An 18,163-nucleotide genomic window follows, 5' to 3' on the forward strand; every position below is an offset into this window, starting at 1 on the left:
TTTGCCCAACAATAGCTCAAAACCTCTGCCCTAGTATTTCTGAGTATTTATACTCATCGCAAAAGTGACACGCTCCCATCGGAAACGATATAACGACTAATGACTAATGACTCATGACTGATGTCTAAGGAAGATTCAGTAACTTTGGGCGCGTCATCATAATAGTTCCACTTCGCGATCGAAAATTAAGTTTTAACATAAATATAGCGTTCCTTTCAGGAGATGCGATCGTCCTCTCTTCTCTCTCTCTGTGTCCTCTGCGCCCTCTGCGGTTATAAAAAAATGTCCTAAATTAATAGAGAAAATAACAGCTAACTTAAGATTAAACTCAATCCAAATACTCAATCCAAGCCGGCAAAACATCCGGCGAACCGTACCACTTGCCCGGAGAACGAGGTGAATGCCAAACCCCCTCCAACACCAAATTTTCGGCCCCGTCCAAAAGAGCAGCTTCCACCGGCGTAATTCCATCGCCCCAAGTTTCACCCTTCCCCACAGTCAACTCGTAACTTTTGTAAGCCAGCCAAGTCCCAAAACCGCGCTTGCCAAAAACAGCCTTCCCAGCAGCGCACACGTAGCGCACCTGCGGGTGAAAAGCCCCCGGATAGTGAATTTTGACAAAATCTAGGTTTTTGCGCGTCCAGCGCTCAACAGAGACGTGCGGCGTGCCTAAAGTGATGAGAGTGCGGACGCAAGGGTGAGCGTTCCACAAACCGACATCCTCAAGCACGTCGCCGTGAATTGTGTATGGCTTTTCGCCTAAATAGATGCGAGAAATCCAGCCGCCGGCGGAATGACCGACTAGGTTGATCTGGGAGACGCCGTATTGCTGTAACATTTGTTTGACCGTACGATCGAGCTGCCGCAAAATAGGCACCATCGATCGCCCGCCAAAAGTCGGCAACCAATCTCGCTTGCTCAGAGGTACTGTTACAGTTGGGAAACCCCGATCGACCAGAGATTTTTCTAATTCCCCATAGTCGGAAGCAGCAGCAAAATATCCTGGTAAAATCACGGTTGGTAATGGCATTGTCAATTTTAGATTTTAGATTTTAGATTTTGCGGCCGGGGTGCTACGATCTGTTTTTCAAGTTCAAAGACGCTTGCCGAAGCATCCTTCGGATTGCTAACATCTGCCGCTCGTTAAACCTTTTGCTTAGGGAATATCTACTTCTATGGCTCGCGAGCCGATTCAAACATGGTATTTTACCCTAGTTGTCGTTCACTTAGAAGACCGTTTTCTACTGGTACAAGAGCGCAAGTACGAGCAGCAGTGGTATCTCCCAGCAGGGCGAGTGGAAAAAGGGGAGACTTTGCTCGAAGCTGCTATGCGCAATACCATCGAGGAAGCGGGCATTTCCGTCATCGTTGAGGGAATTCTCAGGGTAGAGCACACAGTGATGCCTAGAGGCAATGTACGCCTCCGAGTCATTTTTGTGGCTCGTCCACAAGATAAGACGCCTCCCAAGAGCAAGCCGGACGAGCATACTTTGTGCGCTGGCTGGTATTCTCTCAAGGAATTAGACCAGTTGTCGTTGCGGGGAGAAGAAGTTCGGGAAATGTTTCAATATATGGCAAGCGGCGCTCCTATTTATCCGATCGACTTGCTCACCATTGAGGGAGCTCCTTTTAAAACTTACCGCTATCGCTGGTGAATCCATCGATTTGGGATTTGGGATTTGGGATTTGGGATTAGAACTCTTGCAAAAATACAATGCACCCCACCCCAACCCTCCCCTTAGTAAGGGGAGGGGGCAAGATTATTCTTGTTTCCCCCCTTAATAAGGGGGGACTAAGGGGGGTGAATTTGACGAGAGCAAGATATCTATTGAATAATTACTTCCACAGATGAATCCGGTTTTGTAACCGAATTGGAAACCGGGGTCGATCGCACCGATAATCCGTGTTTAATAAATTAATTCAGTTTGCCAGCCAGGAAAGGACGGTATTGCAGCGGCAGGTTTGTGAGAAGGCACTGGCGATCGGGCAATTTCGATACCGACCGTGCTAAAATTATACCTTTGAATTCCACAACAGCCACTTTTTAAATCGTTCAAAATAAAAAAATATCAATTAATAACTATTAACTTCCAATTACCAATTCCCCATTACCAATTCCCCATTCCCAATTCCCCACGGTCATGACTGACTCTTCCTCCCTAGCCAACGCCCTTTCCGAACCGCTGCGCCAGCCTTTTTGGTGGGCCGCCCTAGCTTCTATCACCCTTCACGGAGCTCTCGGAGTAAGCGCCCCGACGCTCTCAAACATCCTGTACGGTGGAAATTCATCAAAAAATCTGCCCGGTTCCGTCGGCTTCGTAGAACTAACTGCTGCCGAAGTCAGCCGCCTGCCGCAAACCATACCCCCGCGGCCGTCCAATACGCCGTTTTCGATCGCACCTGTTCCCCTTGGGCCCTCGCCCAAGTTAGCCGCGCCCTTGCCCCCCGCACCTCCAACCATCAACTTGCCCGCCCTGCCGCCGGGAATGCCCCCGCCTGGATTCTTTTCCCCTCTCCCTTCTTCCCCTCTCCCGCCCTTCACGGCCCCAACAGCCCCGCCCCCTCCCAAAACTCCATCCCCAACTGTCAGAACCCCCTCCCTGACAACACCAACTCTCATCCCGCAAGTCCCTCCCGGTATTCAGATTTTCCCGCCATTGCCCGGTAATTTCGATCGCAATATCCCGCCGCCGCCACCATCAGTCACAGGAGAACCCCAGCTTCCCGGCGGGCCCTTGGAAGATGAGGCAGAAACGCTCAAAAGAACCATAGCCAGTAGAGGCGGACTCCCGCTATTTCCAGACGGAGCTCCAGTCTTTACCCCGGAATTCCCAATTGGTCCCAGAAATTCGGGAGATGGAGGACCAAAATTGACTCAAAAAGATCCGAATAAAAGGAATCTCATCGCAGAAACTCCCGAAGAAAGAAACAAGAGGCAACAATTTGAAGAGGGACAGCAACAGCTACAACAGCCCGGACAACCAAGTTCAAACTTACCCACCGACAGAGAGACACAGCTTGCGGCTGCAAATACCTATGTTGCTTTGTTTGACAGATTCAAAAAAGCTTATCCCGACTTGGAAATGACGGCGCCGACTCCTGTGAATGTCGCTTATCCCGCAGCAGCTTGCTCGCAAAAACTCGAAGGAACAGCAGTTTTCGGAGCAGTTGTCAACCCTCAAGGCTTGCTCAGGGCCGAGCCTCAGCCGATCGTCCCGACGGGTTACGGTATTCTCGACAATGCGGCTAAAACTGCGATTATTGACACTTCTCTAATATTTCCACCAGCCAGCACGCACAAGCTTTACCAGGTGGCTGTCGCGTTTAAATACGACGAAAAAGTTTGCAGCGGCATTCCCGCCACCTCACCCACGGCCCCAACCAGGTCCAGACCAACAGGCCAGCAGCCGCCAGCGGTAGCCCCGACAGTGCCAAGACCAACAGCCCAGCCGCCCTCCCCAGCGCCTGCTGAAGTGAAACCGCAGTTTGAGAAGCCGCCGGCCGCCTCAAACAAACCGCAGCCAGGAACCCAACCGTCGCCGCCGCCCGCACAAAAGGCAGCCCCCAAACCGTCGCCCTCGCCTCAACCGAAGCCAGCAGCCGAAGTGTCGCCGCCGCCAGAAGCTGCGCCTTCTCCGGCCCCGGAAGTGTCGCCCTCGCCAGAAGCTGCGCCTTCTCCGGCCCCGGAAGTGTCGCCGCCGCCAGAAGCAGCGCCTTCTCCGACCCCGGAAGTGTCGCCCTCGCCAGAAGCTGCGCCTTCTCCGACCCCGGAAGTGTCGCCTTCTCCTGCTACCGAAAATTAATTGTTAATGGGTAATGGGTAATTGGTAATGGGTAATTGGTAATCGGTAATTGGTAATATCCAATCTGCTTGCTTCACTATTGTGAGTTAGTAGTTAGTAGGGTGCGTCAGCTTCGATATTTTTGGCTTCTCAAACTAATTTCTACTTGCTGACGCACCCTACTTTCTTAACAAGCGAGATTGATTTCAATTGTATTGAATTTTATACATTTGAAATCCTGAGAATCGGCGGTTGAAACCGATCCTACACAAACGAAGTCTGCGTCCGCCGACAAGCGAGATTGATTTCAATTGTATTGAACTTTATACATTTGGAATAAGTCGCCGCTTTGCTTTTTTACTACCTTAGCGCCCGCAGTTTTAATCAGTTTTTCCCAATCTTCAATTTCTTCTAAAAAAACTTCACCGGCTCGATAAGTTTCCAAAATTGCCCAATCTTCTGCTAGAGGAGCATTGGGGTTGAGGACATCAAAAACAAAATGACCGCCCGGTTTTAATACCCGCTTTACTTCTGCCATGACAATCGCCCAATAATCTATGGGAAAATAGCAGCTAAAGCCTGTGGCGATGCACAAGTCGAATTGATCCTCTTCGTAATTTAAGCGGTGAGCGGGGGCCAATTCTACGCCTTTAAATAGCTTGGAATTGAGTTGAGGGCCGCGAGCGTTTAAGGCATCTCTGGCGGCGCTGCTGATTTCTTGACCGTAAAAAAATGCTTCCCACTCCCGCCAAGGGTAGATGAGAAAGCTGACTCCGCAGCCAATGTCTAAACAGCGCTGATTTTTTTGAGGTTTGGCAATTTTCCAGAAGGGAGAAACTGTTTTTGCTTGGAGTGTTCCTGCGACTGATTCGAGGAAAATTGGCATTGCTTCGACTTCTTCGGGTAAGGCGAAAGCTTCTCCTCGGTATTCGCGATCGAACCGAGCAGCAACTGGGGAAAGTAAAAGTGGCCAGGTATCTGATTTGTCCAGAGCAAACCAAGTTTGCTCTGGACTAGAAGCAGCTAGGCGTTCGGACTTTTTAGACATTCTTGAATTACCTTTTAGAAGCTTTGAGAGCTTTTGTAAAGTTTTGGCGGTAAGGCTTATTAAAAATTAACGCGGGCCAGAGCAGCGACAGCTTCAGGCGATTTGCAAAACTTCTGTCGAAGTTAGTGCGATCGAAACCATTCCAAAATTTCCAAATACCGCCGCCGTAAGCGATCAGCAATGCCAAGCTAATTAACGTACTCATTTAAAAAACCCCTAAGCAATGGATAGGATTTTGGGTCAGCTAGTCAAAGCGCTACCCCTTAATCTATCATTTATCAGACACCAAGGCGCACCGCTACCCGTAGCGATTCCACCGTCAGAAAGAGACTTCAAAATCCCCCCGGCCGCAGACTAAAAAATATAACAGAAGGAAGAAGAGAAATGGAAGTCGGAAGAAGAAAGAAGGAAGAAGCAATATTCAGCAAGGGTTTCAGCAATTAAGAACGTCCTGACCGTCGGTCGCGGTTGCTATAACAGCCAGGAAATAGCTTTTAGGGATCGCGGAAGAAGGGACTTCTGGCAAAAGTCGATGATTCTGATAGCAATAAAAAAAATGCAACTTTAGGCCCGTGCTCCAAACCCTTATGTCATCAGTGATTCCCAATTCTCAAATCTCAAATCTAAAATCTCAAATGATTCTGAGGACTTACGCAACATTTTCTACAAAACCGAGTTCGACCGGGGAATTGCTCCGACACGGCAAGTCATAATTCGGTTGAAATCGGTTGCTGTTGCGGGACGGCCTCGCTTCCCTTGGATTTCACAGACGTGCAACTACTCAAAGATAATTAACACTGATAGTTAGTGCCCCACAAGTTACAGCAGGCAAACTTTTTCTAGCGGACAATAACGGTAGAGAGGTTTCTAAGCAAGGAGGATGTTATGCGTGCAGTGCTAATGGCTGGTGGGTCGGGAACGAGGCTCAGACCCCTGACGTGCGATTTGCCTAAACCTATGGTGCCAATTTTAAATCGCCCGATCGCAGAACACATTATCAATTTGCTAAAAAGGCATCAGATTACGGAAATTATTGCTACCCTGCACTACCTTCCCGATGTCATGCGCGAATATTTTACTGACGGGGCAGACTTTGGCGTTCAAATGACTTACGCTGTGGAGGAAGACCAACCGCTGGGTACGGCTGGTTGCGTCAAAAATATTGCTGAACTGCTCGATCGAACTTTTCTGGTCATCAGCGGCGACAGCATCACAGACTTCGACTTGACGGAAGCGATCGAATTTCACCGCAGCAAGCAATCCAAAGCCACGTTAATTTTAACTCGCGTTCCCAACCCGATGGAATTCGGGGTGGTGATTGCCGACGAAAATTACCGCATCAGCCGCTTTCTGGAAAAGCCTTCTAGCAGCGAAATTTTCTCCGATACGGTCAATACCGGCACCTACATTTTAGAACCCGAAGTCTTGGATTACCTGCCGGCAAATCAGGAGTGCGACTTCTCGAATGACTTGTTTCCGCTGCTGCTGGAAAAAAACGAGCCGATGTACGGTTACATCGCCGAGGGTTACTGGTGCGATGTCGGTCAGCTCGATGTTTACCGGGAAGCTCAGTACGACGCGCTGCGGGGAAAGGTCAAACTGGATTTGACCTACTACAACGAAGTTCGATCGGGACTTTGGGTAGGTCAGAATACTTTTATTGACGATAGCGCGATCGTCGAAGTACCGGCCATGATCGGCAACAATTGCCGGATTGGAGCCCGAGTTAAAATCGATGCCGGTACGGTTCTCGGAGATAACGTGACAGTCGGGGCCGACGCCAACCTCAAACGTCCCATCGTCTGGAACGGCGCCATTATCGGCGAAGACGCTCACCTCAGAGCCTGCGTGATTTGCCGCAGCACCCGCGTAGACAGGCGCGCTCATGTATTGGAAGGTGCTGTGGTCGGTTCGATGTCCGTCGTGGGAGAAGAAGCGCAAGTGGGGCCGAGCGTGCGCGTTTGGCCGAGCAAAAATATTGAATCCGGCGCTCTGTTAAATCAAAATTTAATTTGGGGAGAACAAGCTAAGCGGAATTTGTTCGGTCAGCGCGGCGTTCAAGGACTGGCAAATGTGGATGTTACCCCGGAATTTGCGGTGAAATTGGGCGCGGCTTACGGCTCGACTTTGAAACCCGGGACTTCGGTATCGGTTTCTCGCGACCAGCGGAGCATTTCGCGGATGGTTTCGAGGTCTTTGATTGCGGGTTTGATGTCGGTGGGAATTAATGTGATCAATTTGGAATCGACGGCAATTCCGATCGCGCGCACGGTTTTGTCTACACTGTCGATTGCTGGCGGCATTCACGTTCGCATTTCGCCCGATCGCTCTGACCACATTTTAATTGAATTCTTCGATATCAAAGGCATCAATATTACTAAAGCGGCGGAGAAAAAAATCGAGGGGGCTTATTTTAAGGAAGATTTGCGGCGAGCTCTAATTCCCGAAATTGGAGAGATGTCGTACTTTAACCAAGCTCTCGAAGTTTACAGTCGCACCTTTGAGCGGCAGATGAATGTTGAAGCAATACGCTACAGCAATTCTAAGGTGGTAATCGATTACGTTTACGGGGTTTCTGGAGCATTTCTACCGCAAATACTGGCTAAGTTCGGCTGCGATGCGGTGGTGCTCAATGCCAGTCTCAAGCAGACTTCTCTGAGCAACGGCGAACGGGAATATTTGCTCGACCAACTCGGTCGGGTGGTCAAAGCACTCAGCGCTAATTTTGGCGTACAGGTGTCAGCCAACGGCGAACAGCTAATTTTGGTAGACGAATCGGGAATAGCGATTCGCGGGGAAATGCTGACGGCGCTGATGGTAAATTTGATGCTGACTTCTCATCCCAGAGGTACAGTGGTAGTACCGGTGAATGCGTCTTCTGCGGTGGAGGCGATCGCCCGCCGCTATCAAAGCAAGGTAATCCGCACTAAGGCGAACCCAACTGCTTTGATGGAAGCCGCTCACAGGAACCCGAATGTGGTTTTGGGCGGTAGCAGCAACATGGGTTTTATTTTCCCGCAGTTGCATCCGGGATTTGATGGAATGTTCTGCATTGCTAAAGTGATAGAAATGATGACGATTCAGGAGCGATCGCTCGGACAGATCAAGGCCGAACTTCCCCGCGTCACCCACCGCAGTTACAGCGTCCGCTGTCCTTGGACGGTCAAAGGTTCGCTGATGCGACATTTAGTAGAAACTCATTCGCCCGATCGTTTAGAATTAGTAGATGGAGTGAAGATTTTTAACTACAGCGACGACAATTGGGTATTAGTTTTGCCCGATGCTAGCGAACCGACCGTTCATATCTTCGCCAACAGCGAGGATCGAGATTGGGTATCTGAAACTTTGAAGGAGTACCGCGCCCTCGTTCACGATTTTGTCACCCAAGCCGAGGCGGCGGTTCGCCAAGATAAATTTGGGAATGGGTAATTGTTAATTGGTAACTGTTAACTGTTAACTGTTGTCATTAGTTACCTATTCCCGATGCCCGATGCCCGATGCCCGATGCCCAATTCCCAATTCCCAATTACGCACAGATAACAGATGAATAGCTGCATTTTGATGGCGGAAATAATTCAACAACCGCAACTCCGTTATACTTCTGAGAATCAACTTCAGATCGCTGAGATGCTGGTGCAGTTTCCAGGCCCAAAACCTGAAGATCCGCCAGAACATTTGAAGGTGATAGGATGGGGCAATTTGGCTCAAGAAATTCACGAAAAATATCACGAGGGCGATCGCGTGATTATTGAAGGCCGGCTGGGTATGAATACGATCGAAAGAGATGGTATTAAAGAAAAGCGCGCTGAACTGACAGCTCAAAGGATTTACAGTGTCGGCGCCGATGCAATGAGTGCACCTCCGGCAACTAGAACCGCCCCGGAACAGGCTCAAATTCGCGACAGCGCGCCGGCTAACGTGCCGAGCAACGTGGTTCCCATGAACTCCCGAGGCCGCAGTCCTAACAGCGCTCCAGGCAGCGCTAACCGCACGTCTAGTTCGGATTGGAACTCGCATCAGTCTTCTTCTGAGTCCGATCGCCCGTCGGGTTCCTCTAACGAACCGGAAAATCCCGATTACGATCCGATTCCATTTTAAAAATTAGGGTGCATCACTTTACAACTAAACTGTTCTATCGAAAGTGACGCACCTTAATTTAAGAGCGATCGCACTTCAGGAAAAAAAGGGCGATCCTCTTCGAGGGCTGCGCTAACGAATTTGGCCCAACTACGAGCTAAATTGCAAATTTTACAGCTCGATCGTCACAACTTTTTTCTTGCTTTTTTCGTCGCGCAGCACGACTGTATTGTAGGGTGATGTATCCGTCCCCAGCGGAATTGGCAGCTTAAAGCTGCTGCTCTTATGCTTAAGTTCGCCTAAATCAATGCTTTTCGTTATATTGCCATCTGTTGCCAGATAAGCGGTAAGTTCGCCTTTATAATCTTCAATCAAAAAGTCTCTGAAGAAAAGGACTTCCCCAGCACCCTCGACATCGATAGCAAGGATGACCGTACCGCTAAACGTTGCGCCTTTTTGTTCTTCATCAACCGTCGCCATTTTAATTTCCGAGGGGTCTTGACCGGACATATCTGACATAAATTTTTTCTCTTGAGCGGAGCGCAATAATCAACAAGAATCATACCTGACGCTAGGGGCGATCGCAAAACTCTTAGGACGTATTTCTGCATCGGTCTTGCTTATCTCTAAGGTTAGAGAAGCCCGCGATCGCGCATTGTACCACCAAGTCTCTCAATTCTTGAGTCAGTAAGTACAGACCGTTAAAATTATCTCTATAATACCCCCAAGTCTCGCAAACACCGCCGCGTTAATTCGATTCGATATTTAGGCATCCTTAGTCTGGAGTTTTTAATTGATTGGGTGGAAAATTAAGCCTGATGTTTTTGATCATTTAAGAGCGATCGCACTTTGCTCAATAAAGGGCGATCGCCCTTAAAGATTATTCTTTCCAGTAACGGGTTAAAATCCGCATTACTTCACCTGCTAGAGGGGACGGTAAAGGCGGACTCCATTCCCCAACTTCAGCAAAACCCAAAACGTGCAGCAGATTGATGAGGCTTTCTACTCCTTTGGGAATCCCGCAAATCAACAATCGGATCGGTTGTTTGCCGGTGGGTGCGTCGGGAATTTCTTCGCGCAGGAGTTCGGGAACTGACTTTGGCTGTGATATCATAAGTTTTAACTACAAAATAGTCGGATAGCGATCGCCCTTAAGTTTTCCAGGCCCAGGGGCGATCGCTTTTCCGTTTGGACATTCTGAGTATAGGTCATTTTCCCAATTTAGTCAACTGCCAAGCTCAAATAATTTACCGTAGCGGTTAATTAAAGGATAGTGAAGGTTGCGGGATGGTAACATCAGCTTGCAAAGTCCAGGCTATTAATTGAGCATCAACAGTGGTCATCCGTTGGAAATTGGCAGTTGTAATGGCCGAGCGAAATATCAGCAATAAAGAGTTGGCTGCTTTGGTGGGAATGCACCCAACTTCCTTTTCTAGACTCAAAACCCGCCGCCGGCTGACAAGAATTGATGAAACAACTCTTGATGCTTTGTGCAAAGCACTAAACTGCCAACCGGGAGATTTAATGGTGTATGAGGAGGAAAATTCCGATCGCACTTAAAAAACCGACTGCGATCGTTAGTAGTAAGGTTGACAGCGACGCACCCTACACATTCGATCGCACAATTTCCACTCCAAAAACGCGAGCAAACTCAGCGACAACGATCGCCCTAACTCGATCGACCTCAATTCCCGGAATAAACTGCTCTAAACTGCCAACAGGTTTATCTGGAATCCCGCAAGGTACAATTTGCCCAAAACCTTCAAGATTCGGACAAACATTTAAAGCAAAACCGTGCATCGTAATCCAGCGGCTGACTTTAATGCCGATCGCGCCTACTTTGCACCCATCCACCCAAACCCCAGTCATACCGGGAACCCGCGAACCCTTCAGCCCGCAAACTTCCAGCACGCCCAGCAGCACTTCCTCCAACTGCCGCAAATACCAGTGCAAATCAGGCTGGTGGCGGCGCAAATTTAAAATCGGATACCCCACCAACTGACCCGGACAGTGGTAAGTCACCTCGCCGCCCCGCTCAACTCGGTGCAATTCCGGCTGAGTTTCGCTGTCAAATTTCAGAAATTCCAACTTTGCCCCCAGTCCCAAAGTGTAAACCGGCGGATGTTCCAGCAAAATCAGGACATCTGGCAAATCAGGATTGTCCCGGCGCTGTTGCACCAGTTTTTGCTGAGCCTCCCAAGCTGTTGAGTAGGACACTTGTCCCCAGTCGAGGAGCAAGCAGGATGGAGAATTTAGATGTTGAGGAAAAGAAGGGGAAATCATGGAAAAAATCAAGAGTATTATTACTGAATATTGGCGCAGTTTAAATCAAGAATTGTCAACAGATCGAAAAAGATTTTAAAGAAGAGTGTTTTGTAGAATACATAGTGCTATTGTATGAACTATACCCACGTTACAGAAGGGAGGGAGCTCTATGAAGCTTGTTATCCAGGGTAAAAATATAGAAATCACCGATGCAATTCGCGAGTACGTCAACCAAAAGATTGAAAAGGCTGTCAGCCATTTTCAATCTTTGACTACTGAAGTGGACATCCATTTGTCGGTGGCTCGTAACCCCAGGATCAATCCTAAGCAGACTGCTGAGGTGACTATCTATGCTAATGGCAGCGTGATTCGGGCTGAGGAAAGCACGGAAAGCCTTTATGCCAGCATCGATTTGGTTGCCGACAAGATAGCTCGTCAACTGCGGAAATTTAAGGAAAAACGCCACGACAACAAAACCCAGAGTAATGCCAAAACGGTTACGGCGGTTGATGAACATCCTGTAGTAGCGGATCTGATTGGCGATCGCACTCCCGAACTTCCTGGCGAGGTGGTGAGGACTAAGTATTTTGCCATGCCTGCGATGACTGTGCAAGAAGCTTTGGAACAATTGCAGGTTATCGATCACGATTTTTATATGTTCCGCAATGCGGAAACAGGCGAAATTAACGTGCTCTACGAACGCAAAACTCACGGCGGCTATGGAGTTATCCAACCCCGCAACAGCAACGGCCACGGTAATAGCAAAAATGGCAAAACTGCCGAAAGCGCTGTACCTGAAAAATCTAGTGTTGGGAAAAGCTAGATAATTGCTGACTGCTAATTGTTAATAGCTGCAAGCCGTTAGCAATTCAGGACTGAAGTCCTTACTACAAACCGTTCGTAGTAAGGACTTTGTTGCTTTGTTTGTTTTTTAGGTTAAATTCGGAATTCGATCGCCCACTTTGAGTCCCAATTGGGCCGCCCTTCCGCCTTTGAGTTCAATAACTCCGTCAACGGGAACATCCGGGCCGTAGTTGGGGCAGGTTTCGCCCAAACACGGCGGTACGTTAGGAATTATCGCCTGCACTACGCCTTCCCGCAGAAAAACCATATCGAGCTCAATAAACACGTTTTTCATCCAAAAACGCACGTTTCGCGCGGGTTCGATCGGGAAAAACATTCCCCTGTCGTCCGGTAATGCTGTGCGAAACATTAAACCTGTGGCTTGTTCTTGGGGAGTTTTCGCCACTTCCAGTCCGATCGCGCGATCGGCTACGATCGTGTTAACCGAAATTGGCAAAAGCTGACCCCTATCTATTCCGCCAAACAGCGAGATAAAGTTTGATTCAGTCAGATTATAGTTTCCCGAAACAACTCCTAAATAATTACCAGAGTTTTTATCTTTCATAACAGTTTGGTTGTCTGAAACAGAAAGCTCCAAATCGCTAAACTTCAGGCCTTCTGTCAACACAATTTTATCATTGCCGTTGCCAAAATCTGTGATTGTATCGGCTTCAGTAATAGATGCGGCGGCGGTTCTTTCAATCACAAATAAATCATCGCCCGCGCCTCCTGTCAAGATATCCCCGCCTTCGCCGCCTGTTAGCAAATCGTTACCCCGATCGCCAAACATCCAATCCGACTCTTGTCCTCCATAGATTGTATCGCTTCCCTGACCGCCAGACAGCGTATCAGCGCCTTCATTTCCTGCTAGCAAGTCATTTTCCCGATCGCCAAAAATTCGATCGTTCCCCCCCAAACCTTGAACAGTATCATTACCCGCAAATCCTCTAATCGTATCGTTGCTGAGAGTTCCCAGGAGAAAATCGAAGCCGAAAGTACCGTCGATGTTAACCATTTTGCGTTTAATGATGGGTTTAATAAGAGGAAACTTTGGCGATCGGCATCCGCCAACCGGTACCAAAAGCTCGATCGCTAATTTTCAAACCCGGGGCTGCTTGCCGCCGTTTAAACTCCGCTTGCCTCACTAATTTTACTACACGTTTAACCACCGCTTCATCGTGTCCCGCAGCGATAATTTGTTGGGCAGATTCGTGATGTTCTATTAACCGCTGCAAGATGTCATCCAAAACATCGTAACCCGGCAAAGAATCTTGGTCAATTTGTCCCGGTTTCAGTTCCGCACTCGGCGCTTTACTCATAATGTTAACAGGAATAATTTCCTTTCCCAGGGGCGGGCACGGGGGCACCGCCCCTACATATCCGCCAGAATTCAGCCACCGACAAAGGGCATAAACGCGAGTTTTCGGCACATCGGAAATCACCGCCAATCCCCCATTCATATCGCCGTAGAGAGTGCAGTAGCCCACCGCCATTTCCGACTTATTGCCAGTCGAAAGCAGCAAATGTCCGAACTTATTAGAAATTGCCATCAACAGATTGCCTCGAATCCGCGATTGAATATTTTCCTCAGCAATCCCGAAAGTTGTATTGACAAACAAATCGGCGAGAGTGCGATCGTAAGTTTTCATCAAATCGCCGATCGGCAATAGTTCGATCGCGATGCCCAGATTTCGGGATAATTCCAAAGCATCATTAACCGAATGATCGGAACTGTAAGGAGAAGGCATCAACACCCCCAGCACATTTTCGGGCCCGATCGCGCAACTGGCGATCGCCGCCACCAAAGCCGAATCTATCCCCCCACTCAAACCGAGTACAACCTTAGAAAAACCGCACTTGCGAACATAATCTCGCACTCCCAAAACCAAAGCAGCCCAAATTTCGGCATCTCCTTCTGCCGGATGAAAACTCAAATCAGTTGTGGAACGGGCATCTTGCCCGTTCCCGCCGCTGCCAACTAAATCTTGTTTAGCTGCGTCATATTCCAGCACCGCAAAATCAGTTTCAAAAGAAGCTAATACCTGAATCAAATCACCCTTTCGATTCACAGCAAAACTGCTGCCGTCAAAAATAATATCGTCATTTCCCCCGATTTGATTAGCGTAAACAATCGGTATCCCGCAGCGGATGACGCTGTGCTGCAACATAGCCGATCGCACTCTCCGCTTCCCCGCACAGTAAGGCGATGCCGACAAATTCACCACTAAATCTACGCCCAATTTTGCCAAATCAGAAACAGGATCGCCCGCGTAACTGCGTTTACCCCAAAACTCCTCATTGTTCCACAAATCTTCACAAATTGTCACGCCGATTTTGACTTCGCCAATAGAAAAGTAATTGCTGTTTTCTCCCGGTTCAAAATATCTATCTTCATCAAATACATCATAAGTAGGCAACAAGCGTTTATGAAAAACTGTTTTGACTGCGCCATCTTGCAACAAAACAGCGCTGTTAAACAATGGTTTTCCGCCTATTTTAACACCATCAGCATTAGGTACGGCAGTGCCGACTATGACTGCCAACTCCGGCGGCAAAGCTTGCGCCAGTTGCTGCAACTGTGCGCCTGCGGCTGCAATGAAACTCGGATCGATCAACAAATCGCGCGGCGGATAACCGATCAGGGAAAGTTCCGGTGTTAGCAATAAGTTTGCGCCCTCAACCTCTGCTTTTTTCGCAGCCTCCAGAATTAGGTTGGAGTTGCCAAAGATGTCACCAATCGTAGGGTTTAGTTGTGCGATCGCAATTTTCATATTACCTGCATCACTACCATAAATATTGCTAACAGTCCGCCCGCGCGGACTCGATTTCCTATAGTCTTAGATTTGAATATAGGGAAACTTTACTCAGATTTGTAATGTTTCAATTCTTCCTCAATATAATAATTTACCAAATCCCGGTAAATATTTTCAACCACATCAGGATTCAAACCCGATTCTAAAGCCCACTCGCGCCGCTGCTGTAACATATCGTGAAAGCGATCGGGGGATCTAACGCCAGCTTCACTCGTTTTGAACCTTGCTGCCGCGACGACGTATTTAAATCTCTTGCTCAAAGCGTCGATCACTTCTCGATCGATGATATCAATTTCCTCCCGAACTTCGTGAATATTAGCGCATTCATCAGGGTCTTTCATCGCCGACACTCCTTAATAGCTTCTATTCTAATGTTACTAAATTGATCCCCAAATGTCACCCAAGGAACAGCTAGATAAACACCAGCGGCTTATTTTTGAAAGGAGCAAAAGCGGCCGCATCAAAGCGGTACAAACTAGCAGGGCGGCCAGCCCCCCGCGAAACCTTAACACCGGTATCGCACAAAAAACCCAATTTCAACAATCGAGCTCTAAAATTAGAATAATCAGAAAAATTTTCCCCCAAAATAGTTGTATAAAGTTGATACAAATCGCTCAAAGTAAAAAGTTCCGGCAAAACTTCAAAAGCTACCGGACTGTATTCAAGTTTGTTACGCAGTCGCCGGTATCCGTATTCGAGAATTTGATTGTGATCGAATGCCAGCTTAGGAACTTGTTGCACGGGATACCAAGCAATGCCGCCGACGCGGTGGCCGACACCCGCCACTACACTCCCAGCAATTAACTCAGCTTCCTCAAAGCGAACCAAAGCAAAATAACTAACCGAAAGATAGCGATCGCCCCTGGTAAATTCCCGAGGATCGCGCCCCGGTTCTCCGAAAGTATACAATTGCTCCAGATACAAATTTTTTACCCGAATTTTCTCAGACAAAATCCGGTAAGCCGCATTTTCAAGAGACTCTCCGTGCCGCACCAAAGTACCGGGAAGACTCCAAGAATCAATAAACGGTTCGTCTTGCCGCATTACCAACAGAACCAACAAGCGGTTCTGCACAGTATCGACGGAGAAAATAACATTATCTACTCCTACTTTAAAGTCAGCTAATGAGCAACCTTCGCTCTTTTTTGTGCCTCGTGCCATGCGTACAAATGCTCCCTATTGATGTAATCTTCGATGGTCGGAGTTAGGGCTTCCGTGTCTCCTGTTTCCCGATATGAGGTAGAAGAAACATTGGGAGCACTCAAAGATGCGATCGCCACCTCTGCACCCATCCGCCTCAACTGCCACAAATCTAATTGTTCTGACGGATAACCCGGGCGCGGTACTATCAGCAACTCCACTTGTTTTAACAATTCTTCAAATTTGTACCAGCGAGACAGTTGCCCCACCAAGTCCGAACCTATTACCAGCGTCAAATCTGCATCCGGCCACAGCAATCTTGCTTGTTCCACAGTTTCTAGCGTCCTCGGACTGCTGAGTTCTGGATGCAAGCAAAGATTGTGTGTCGGCGAATTAATTTCTTGAATCATTAATAGCAGCATTGCCGATCGGTGTTCTAGAGAAGTTTGGTGCGACTTAAAAGGATTGTCCGACGCCCAAACTGCTACCCAATCAAAATTTTGGGAAAGCCAATTCAGGATAGTTTTGTGTCCCGCTGTAGGCGGATCGGCACTGGTTCCAAAAAGAGCAATCTTCTGCATAGGTAATCGGTAATATCGTTAATAGTTAATGGGGAATTGTTGACTGTTGACTGTTGACTGTTGACTACTGACTAATGACTAATGACTAATGATTAATGACTAATGACTACTGACTACTGACTCTTTTTCGTTTTTTGAGTGAGACTCTGCAAATCTGGAGAAATTTCCACTGGCGGCGAAATCGGGTTGTCAAGTTGCCGAGTTTCGGCTCGAAGACTGGCGACAGAAGCAGCAGTTCGTTTGGCGATATCCTCCAAACTTTCCTGGTTCTGCACTCGTTTCCCATCCTTGACAACCAACTCCATTAATGGTAAGTAAGAATCGCAATTCTTAATATTTTCTCCTGACAATCCCAAACAATCTCCAAGAATTTGCCCATTTTCAATATGTCTAAAAATTTGCTTTCTTCCTGGATATGTTACCTTGCCGCTTGCCTCTTTCATCACCGGAATTCCGTCAATTTCCACCAACTTATAAACACCGTTCACAGGCGAACCGCTCACCAACTTCGTTCCCAAACCGTAACCGTCAATGCAAGCGCCGCTGCTTTTTAATTTAGCAATTTCTCGATCGTCCAAATCGCCGCTAGCAAAAATTGGAACGCCCGGAAGGATCGATCGCACTTCCCGAGACAGCGCTGCCAAATCGCCCGAATCCAGCCGCACGCCTTCCAACTGCATTTCACCGCTGTTTACTCGATCGGCCAACATCCGCGCCGCCGCCACAGTATTATAAGTATCGATTAGCAGCGGCGCCCCCGGAAAATAGCGGTGAAAAGCTGCAAACGCCTCCTCTTCGCTACCTTCGAGGGCCGCCACAGCCATTACCAAAGCATGAGCCATAGTACCTACAGGTTTGCGGCCCAACTTCAAAGCAGCCAAAACATTAGAAGTTCCGTCGAACCCAGCAGCCAGAGCCGCCCTAGCAGCCCACACAGCAGCTTGAGGCCCAAAAGCCCTGCGCGTCCCGAATTCCAGCAACTTAGCATCCGGGCCCGCCACATCCCGCAGCCGCGCAGCCCGCGTCGCAATCAATGTTTGATAATTTATCGCATTCAACAAATAAGTTTCCACCAACTGAGCCTGCCACAGAGGAGCCTCAATTCGCAGCAGCGGCTCGTTGGCAAACACCGCCGTCCCCTCCGGCACCGCCCAAACATCGCCAGTAAAGCGGGCTGTGGCGAGTAGAGTCCAAAATCGCTCCGGCGCACCTGCAAAAATCCCAGTGGACTGCAAAGCCTCTATTTGCGCCGGAGAAAACCGAAATTTCTCCAGATAGTCGATAACTTGAGCCAAACCCATCGCGATCGCGTAGCCAAAACCCTCTGGCAGCCTGCGCGCGAATAATTCAAAACTCGCAGCCCGCCCGTCGAGCCCTTCCCCAACGTAACAAGCTGCCATCGTTAGCTGGTAGAGATCGGTTAAAAGGCTGTAATCTGCTGAGGAAACCGTCAGTTCTTGGTCTTCTTGGATTTCTTCAAAACCTGTGAGCTGCAAGCTTTCTGTGGTAGTTTTCATAAGAAAAACCCCGAACAAATTTCTTTATTTAATTATAGTGACTAACACCATATCTTTTTGTAAATTTTTGATAAAGATTGCAGATGTCTGTCTGAAT

General features: G+C 48.3%; 18 protein-coding genes. 6 read left to right on the plus strand and 12 right to left on the minus strand.

Features of this window, described 5'->3' with window-relative positions; genetic code table 11:
• Positions 1 to 328: 328 nt before the first annotated feature.
• Positions 329 to 1,030: an esterase/lipase family protein gene (locus tag QUA02_RS19840; RefSeq protein WP_333030087.1), complete on the minus strand. Its 702-nt coding sequence runs from the start codon at positions 1,028 to 1,030 to the stop codon at positions 329 to 331.
• Between the two features lie 145 nt (positions 1,031 to 1,175).
• Here QUA02_RS19840 and QUA02_RS19845 point away from each other — a divergent pair, with 145 nt between their 5' ends.
• Positions 1,176 to 1,655, plus strand: coding sequence for an NUDIX domain-containing protein (locus tag QUA02_RS19845; RefSeq protein WP_333030088.1), 480 nt, complete (start codon positions 1,176 to 1,178; stop codon positions 1,653 to 1,655).
• Between the two features lie 486 nt (positions 1,656 to 2,141).
• Positions 2,142 to 3,803, plus strand: coding sequence for a hypothetical protein (locus QUA02_RS19850; protein ID WP_333030089.1), 1,662 nt, complete (start codon positions 2,142 to 2,144; stop codon positions 3,801 to 3,803).
• A gap of 286 nt (positions 3,804 to 4,089) precedes the next feature.
• On the opposite strand, the gene QUA02_RS19855 is transcribed toward QUA02_RS19850, so the two are convergent.
• Both QUA02_RS19855 and QUA02_RS19860 read right to left on the minus strand, forming a co-directional pair.
• Positions 4,090 to 4,830, minus strand: a complete 741-nt coding sequence (locus tag QUA02_RS19855) for a class I SAM-dependent methyltransferase (RefSeq protein ID WP_333030090.1) — start codon at positions 4,828 to 4,830, stop codon at positions 4,090 to 4,092.
• 7 nt (positions 4,831 to 4,837) lie between these two features.
• Complete coding sequence (locus QUA02_RS19860; protein ID WP_333030091.1) at positions 4,838 to 5,035, minus strand: hypothetical protein; 198 nt, start codon at positions 5,033 to 5,035, stop codon at positions 4,838 to 4,840.
• A 680-nt stretch (positions 5,036 to 5,715) separates the two neighbouring features.
• Between QUA02_RS19860 and QUA02_RS19865 the strand changes: the two genes are divergently transcribed.
• Positions 5,716 to 8,259 carry a sugar phosphate nucleotidyltransferase gene (locus tag QUA02_RS19865; protein ID WP_333030092.1) on the plus strand — a complete coding sequence of 848 codons (2,544 nt, stop codon included), beginning with the start codon at positions 5,716 to 5,718 and terminating at the stop codon, positions 8,257 to 8,259.
• A 114-nt stretch (positions 8,260 to 8,373) separates the two neighbouring features.
• On the plus strand, positions 8,374 to 8,928 hold the full coding sequence (locus QUA02_RS19870; protein WP_333030093.1) for a single-stranded DNA-binding protein: 555 nt from the start codon (positions 8,374 to 8,376) through the stop codon (positions 8,926 to 8,928).
• Between the two features lie 150 nt (positions 8,929 to 9,078).
• On the opposite strand, the gene QUA02_RS19875 is transcribed toward QUA02_RS19870, so the two are convergent.
• The gene (locus tag QUA02_RS19875; RefSeq protein WP_333030094.1) at positions 9,079 to 9,426 is read right to left on the minus strand and encodes a hypothetical protein; all 348 of its coding nucleotides are present in this window, start codon (positions 9,424 to 9,426) and stop codon (positions 9,079 to 9,081) included.
• Positions 9,427 to 9,787: 361 nt separating this feature from the next.
• Positions 9,788 to 10,021: a hypothetical protein gene (locus QUA02_RS19880; protein WP_333030095.1), complete on the minus strand. Its 234-nt coding sequence runs from the start codon at positions 10,019 to 10,021 to the stop codon at positions 9,788 to 9,790.
• A 221-nt stretch (positions 10,022 to 10,242) separates the two neighbouring features.
• Here QUA02_RS19880 and QUA02_RS19885 point away from each other — a divergent pair, with 221 nt between their 5' ends.
• Positions 10,243 to 10,467, plus strand: a complete 225-nt coding sequence (locus QUA02_RS19885) for a helix-turn-helix domain-containing protein (RefSeq protein ID WP_333030096.1) — start codon at positions 10,243 to 10,245, stop codon at positions 10,465 to 10,467.
• A 45-nt stretch (positions 10,468 to 10,512) separates the two neighbouring features.
• Here QUA02_RS19885 and lipB read toward each other — a convergent pair whose 3' ends face one another.
• A complete protein-coding gene (lipB, locus tag QUA02_RS19890; protein ID WP_333030097.1) occupies positions 10,513 to 11,190 on the minus strand; it encodes a lipoyl(octanoyl) transferase LipB in 678 nt (225 codons plus the stop codon).
• 151 nt (positions 11,191 to 11,341) lie between these two features.
• On the opposite strand from lipB, the gene hpf reads away from it, so the two are divergent.
• Complete coding sequence (gene hpf / locus QUA02_RS19895; RefSeq protein ID WP_333030098.1) at positions 11,342 to 11,995, plus strand: ribosome hibernation-promoting factor, HPF/YfiA family; 654 nt, start codon at positions 11,342 to 11,344, stop codon at positions 11,993 to 11,995.
• A 108-nt stretch (positions 11,996 to 12,103) separates the two neighbouring features.
• On the opposite strand, the gene QUA02_RS19900 is transcribed toward hpf, so the two are convergent.
• The 6 genes from QUA02_RS19900 to QUA02_RS19925 all read right to left on the minus strand — a co-directional run bounded on the left by QUA02_RS19900 (position 12,104) and on the right by QUA02_RS19925 (position 18,066).
• Entirely contained in the window at positions 12,104 to 13,030 is a 927-nt protein-coding gene (locus tag QUA02_RS19900) for a DUF192 domain-containing protein (RefSeq protein WP_333030099.1), read from the minus strand.
• Between the two features lie 19 nt (positions 13,031 to 13,049).
• A complete protein-coding gene (locus QUA02_RS19905; protein WP_333030100.1) occupies positions 13,050 to 14,786 on the minus strand; it encodes an NAD+ synthase in 1,737 nt (578 codons plus the stop codon).
• Positions 14,787 to 14,875: 89 nt separating this feature from the next.
• The gene (locus QUA02_RS19910; RefSeq protein ID WP_333030101.1) at positions 14,876 to 15,169 is read right to left on the minus strand and encodes an isochorismate lyase; all 294 of its coding nucleotides are present in this window, start codon (positions 15,167 to 15,169) and stop codon (positions 14,876 to 14,878) included.
• Positions 15,170 to 15,239: 70 nt separating this feature from the next.
• Positions 15,240 to 15,989, minus strand: coding sequence for an NUDIX hydrolase (locus QUA02_RS19915; RefSeq protein ID WP_333030102.1), 750 nt, complete (start codon positions 15,987 to 15,989; stop codon positions 15,240 to 15,242).
• Positions 15,950 to 16,549 (minus strand): nicotinate-nucleotide adenylyltransferase, encoded by a 600-nt coding sequence (locus tag QUA02_RS19920; protein ID WP_333030103.1) that lies wholly within the window; start codon positions 16,547 to 16,549, stop codon positions 15,950 to 15,952. The genes QUA02_RS19915 and QUA02_RS19920 overlap by 40 nt, the downstream gene beginning before the upstream one ends.
• A gap of 113 nt (positions 16,550 to 16,662) precedes the next feature.
• The gene (locus QUA02_RS19925; protein ID WP_333030104.1) at positions 16,663 to 18,066 is read right to left on the minus strand and encodes a nicotinate phosphoribosyltransferase; all 1,404 of its coding nucleotides are present in this window, start codon (positions 18,064 to 18,066) and stop codon (positions 16,663 to 16,665) included.
• Positions 18,067 to 18,163: the final 97 nt, after the last annotated feature.

Source organism: Microcoleus pseudofavosus SVA1_A4 (assembly GCF_036700565.1).
Lineage (GTDB): Bacteria > Cyanobacteriota > Cyanobacteriia > Cyanobacteriales > Microcoleaceae > Microcoleus.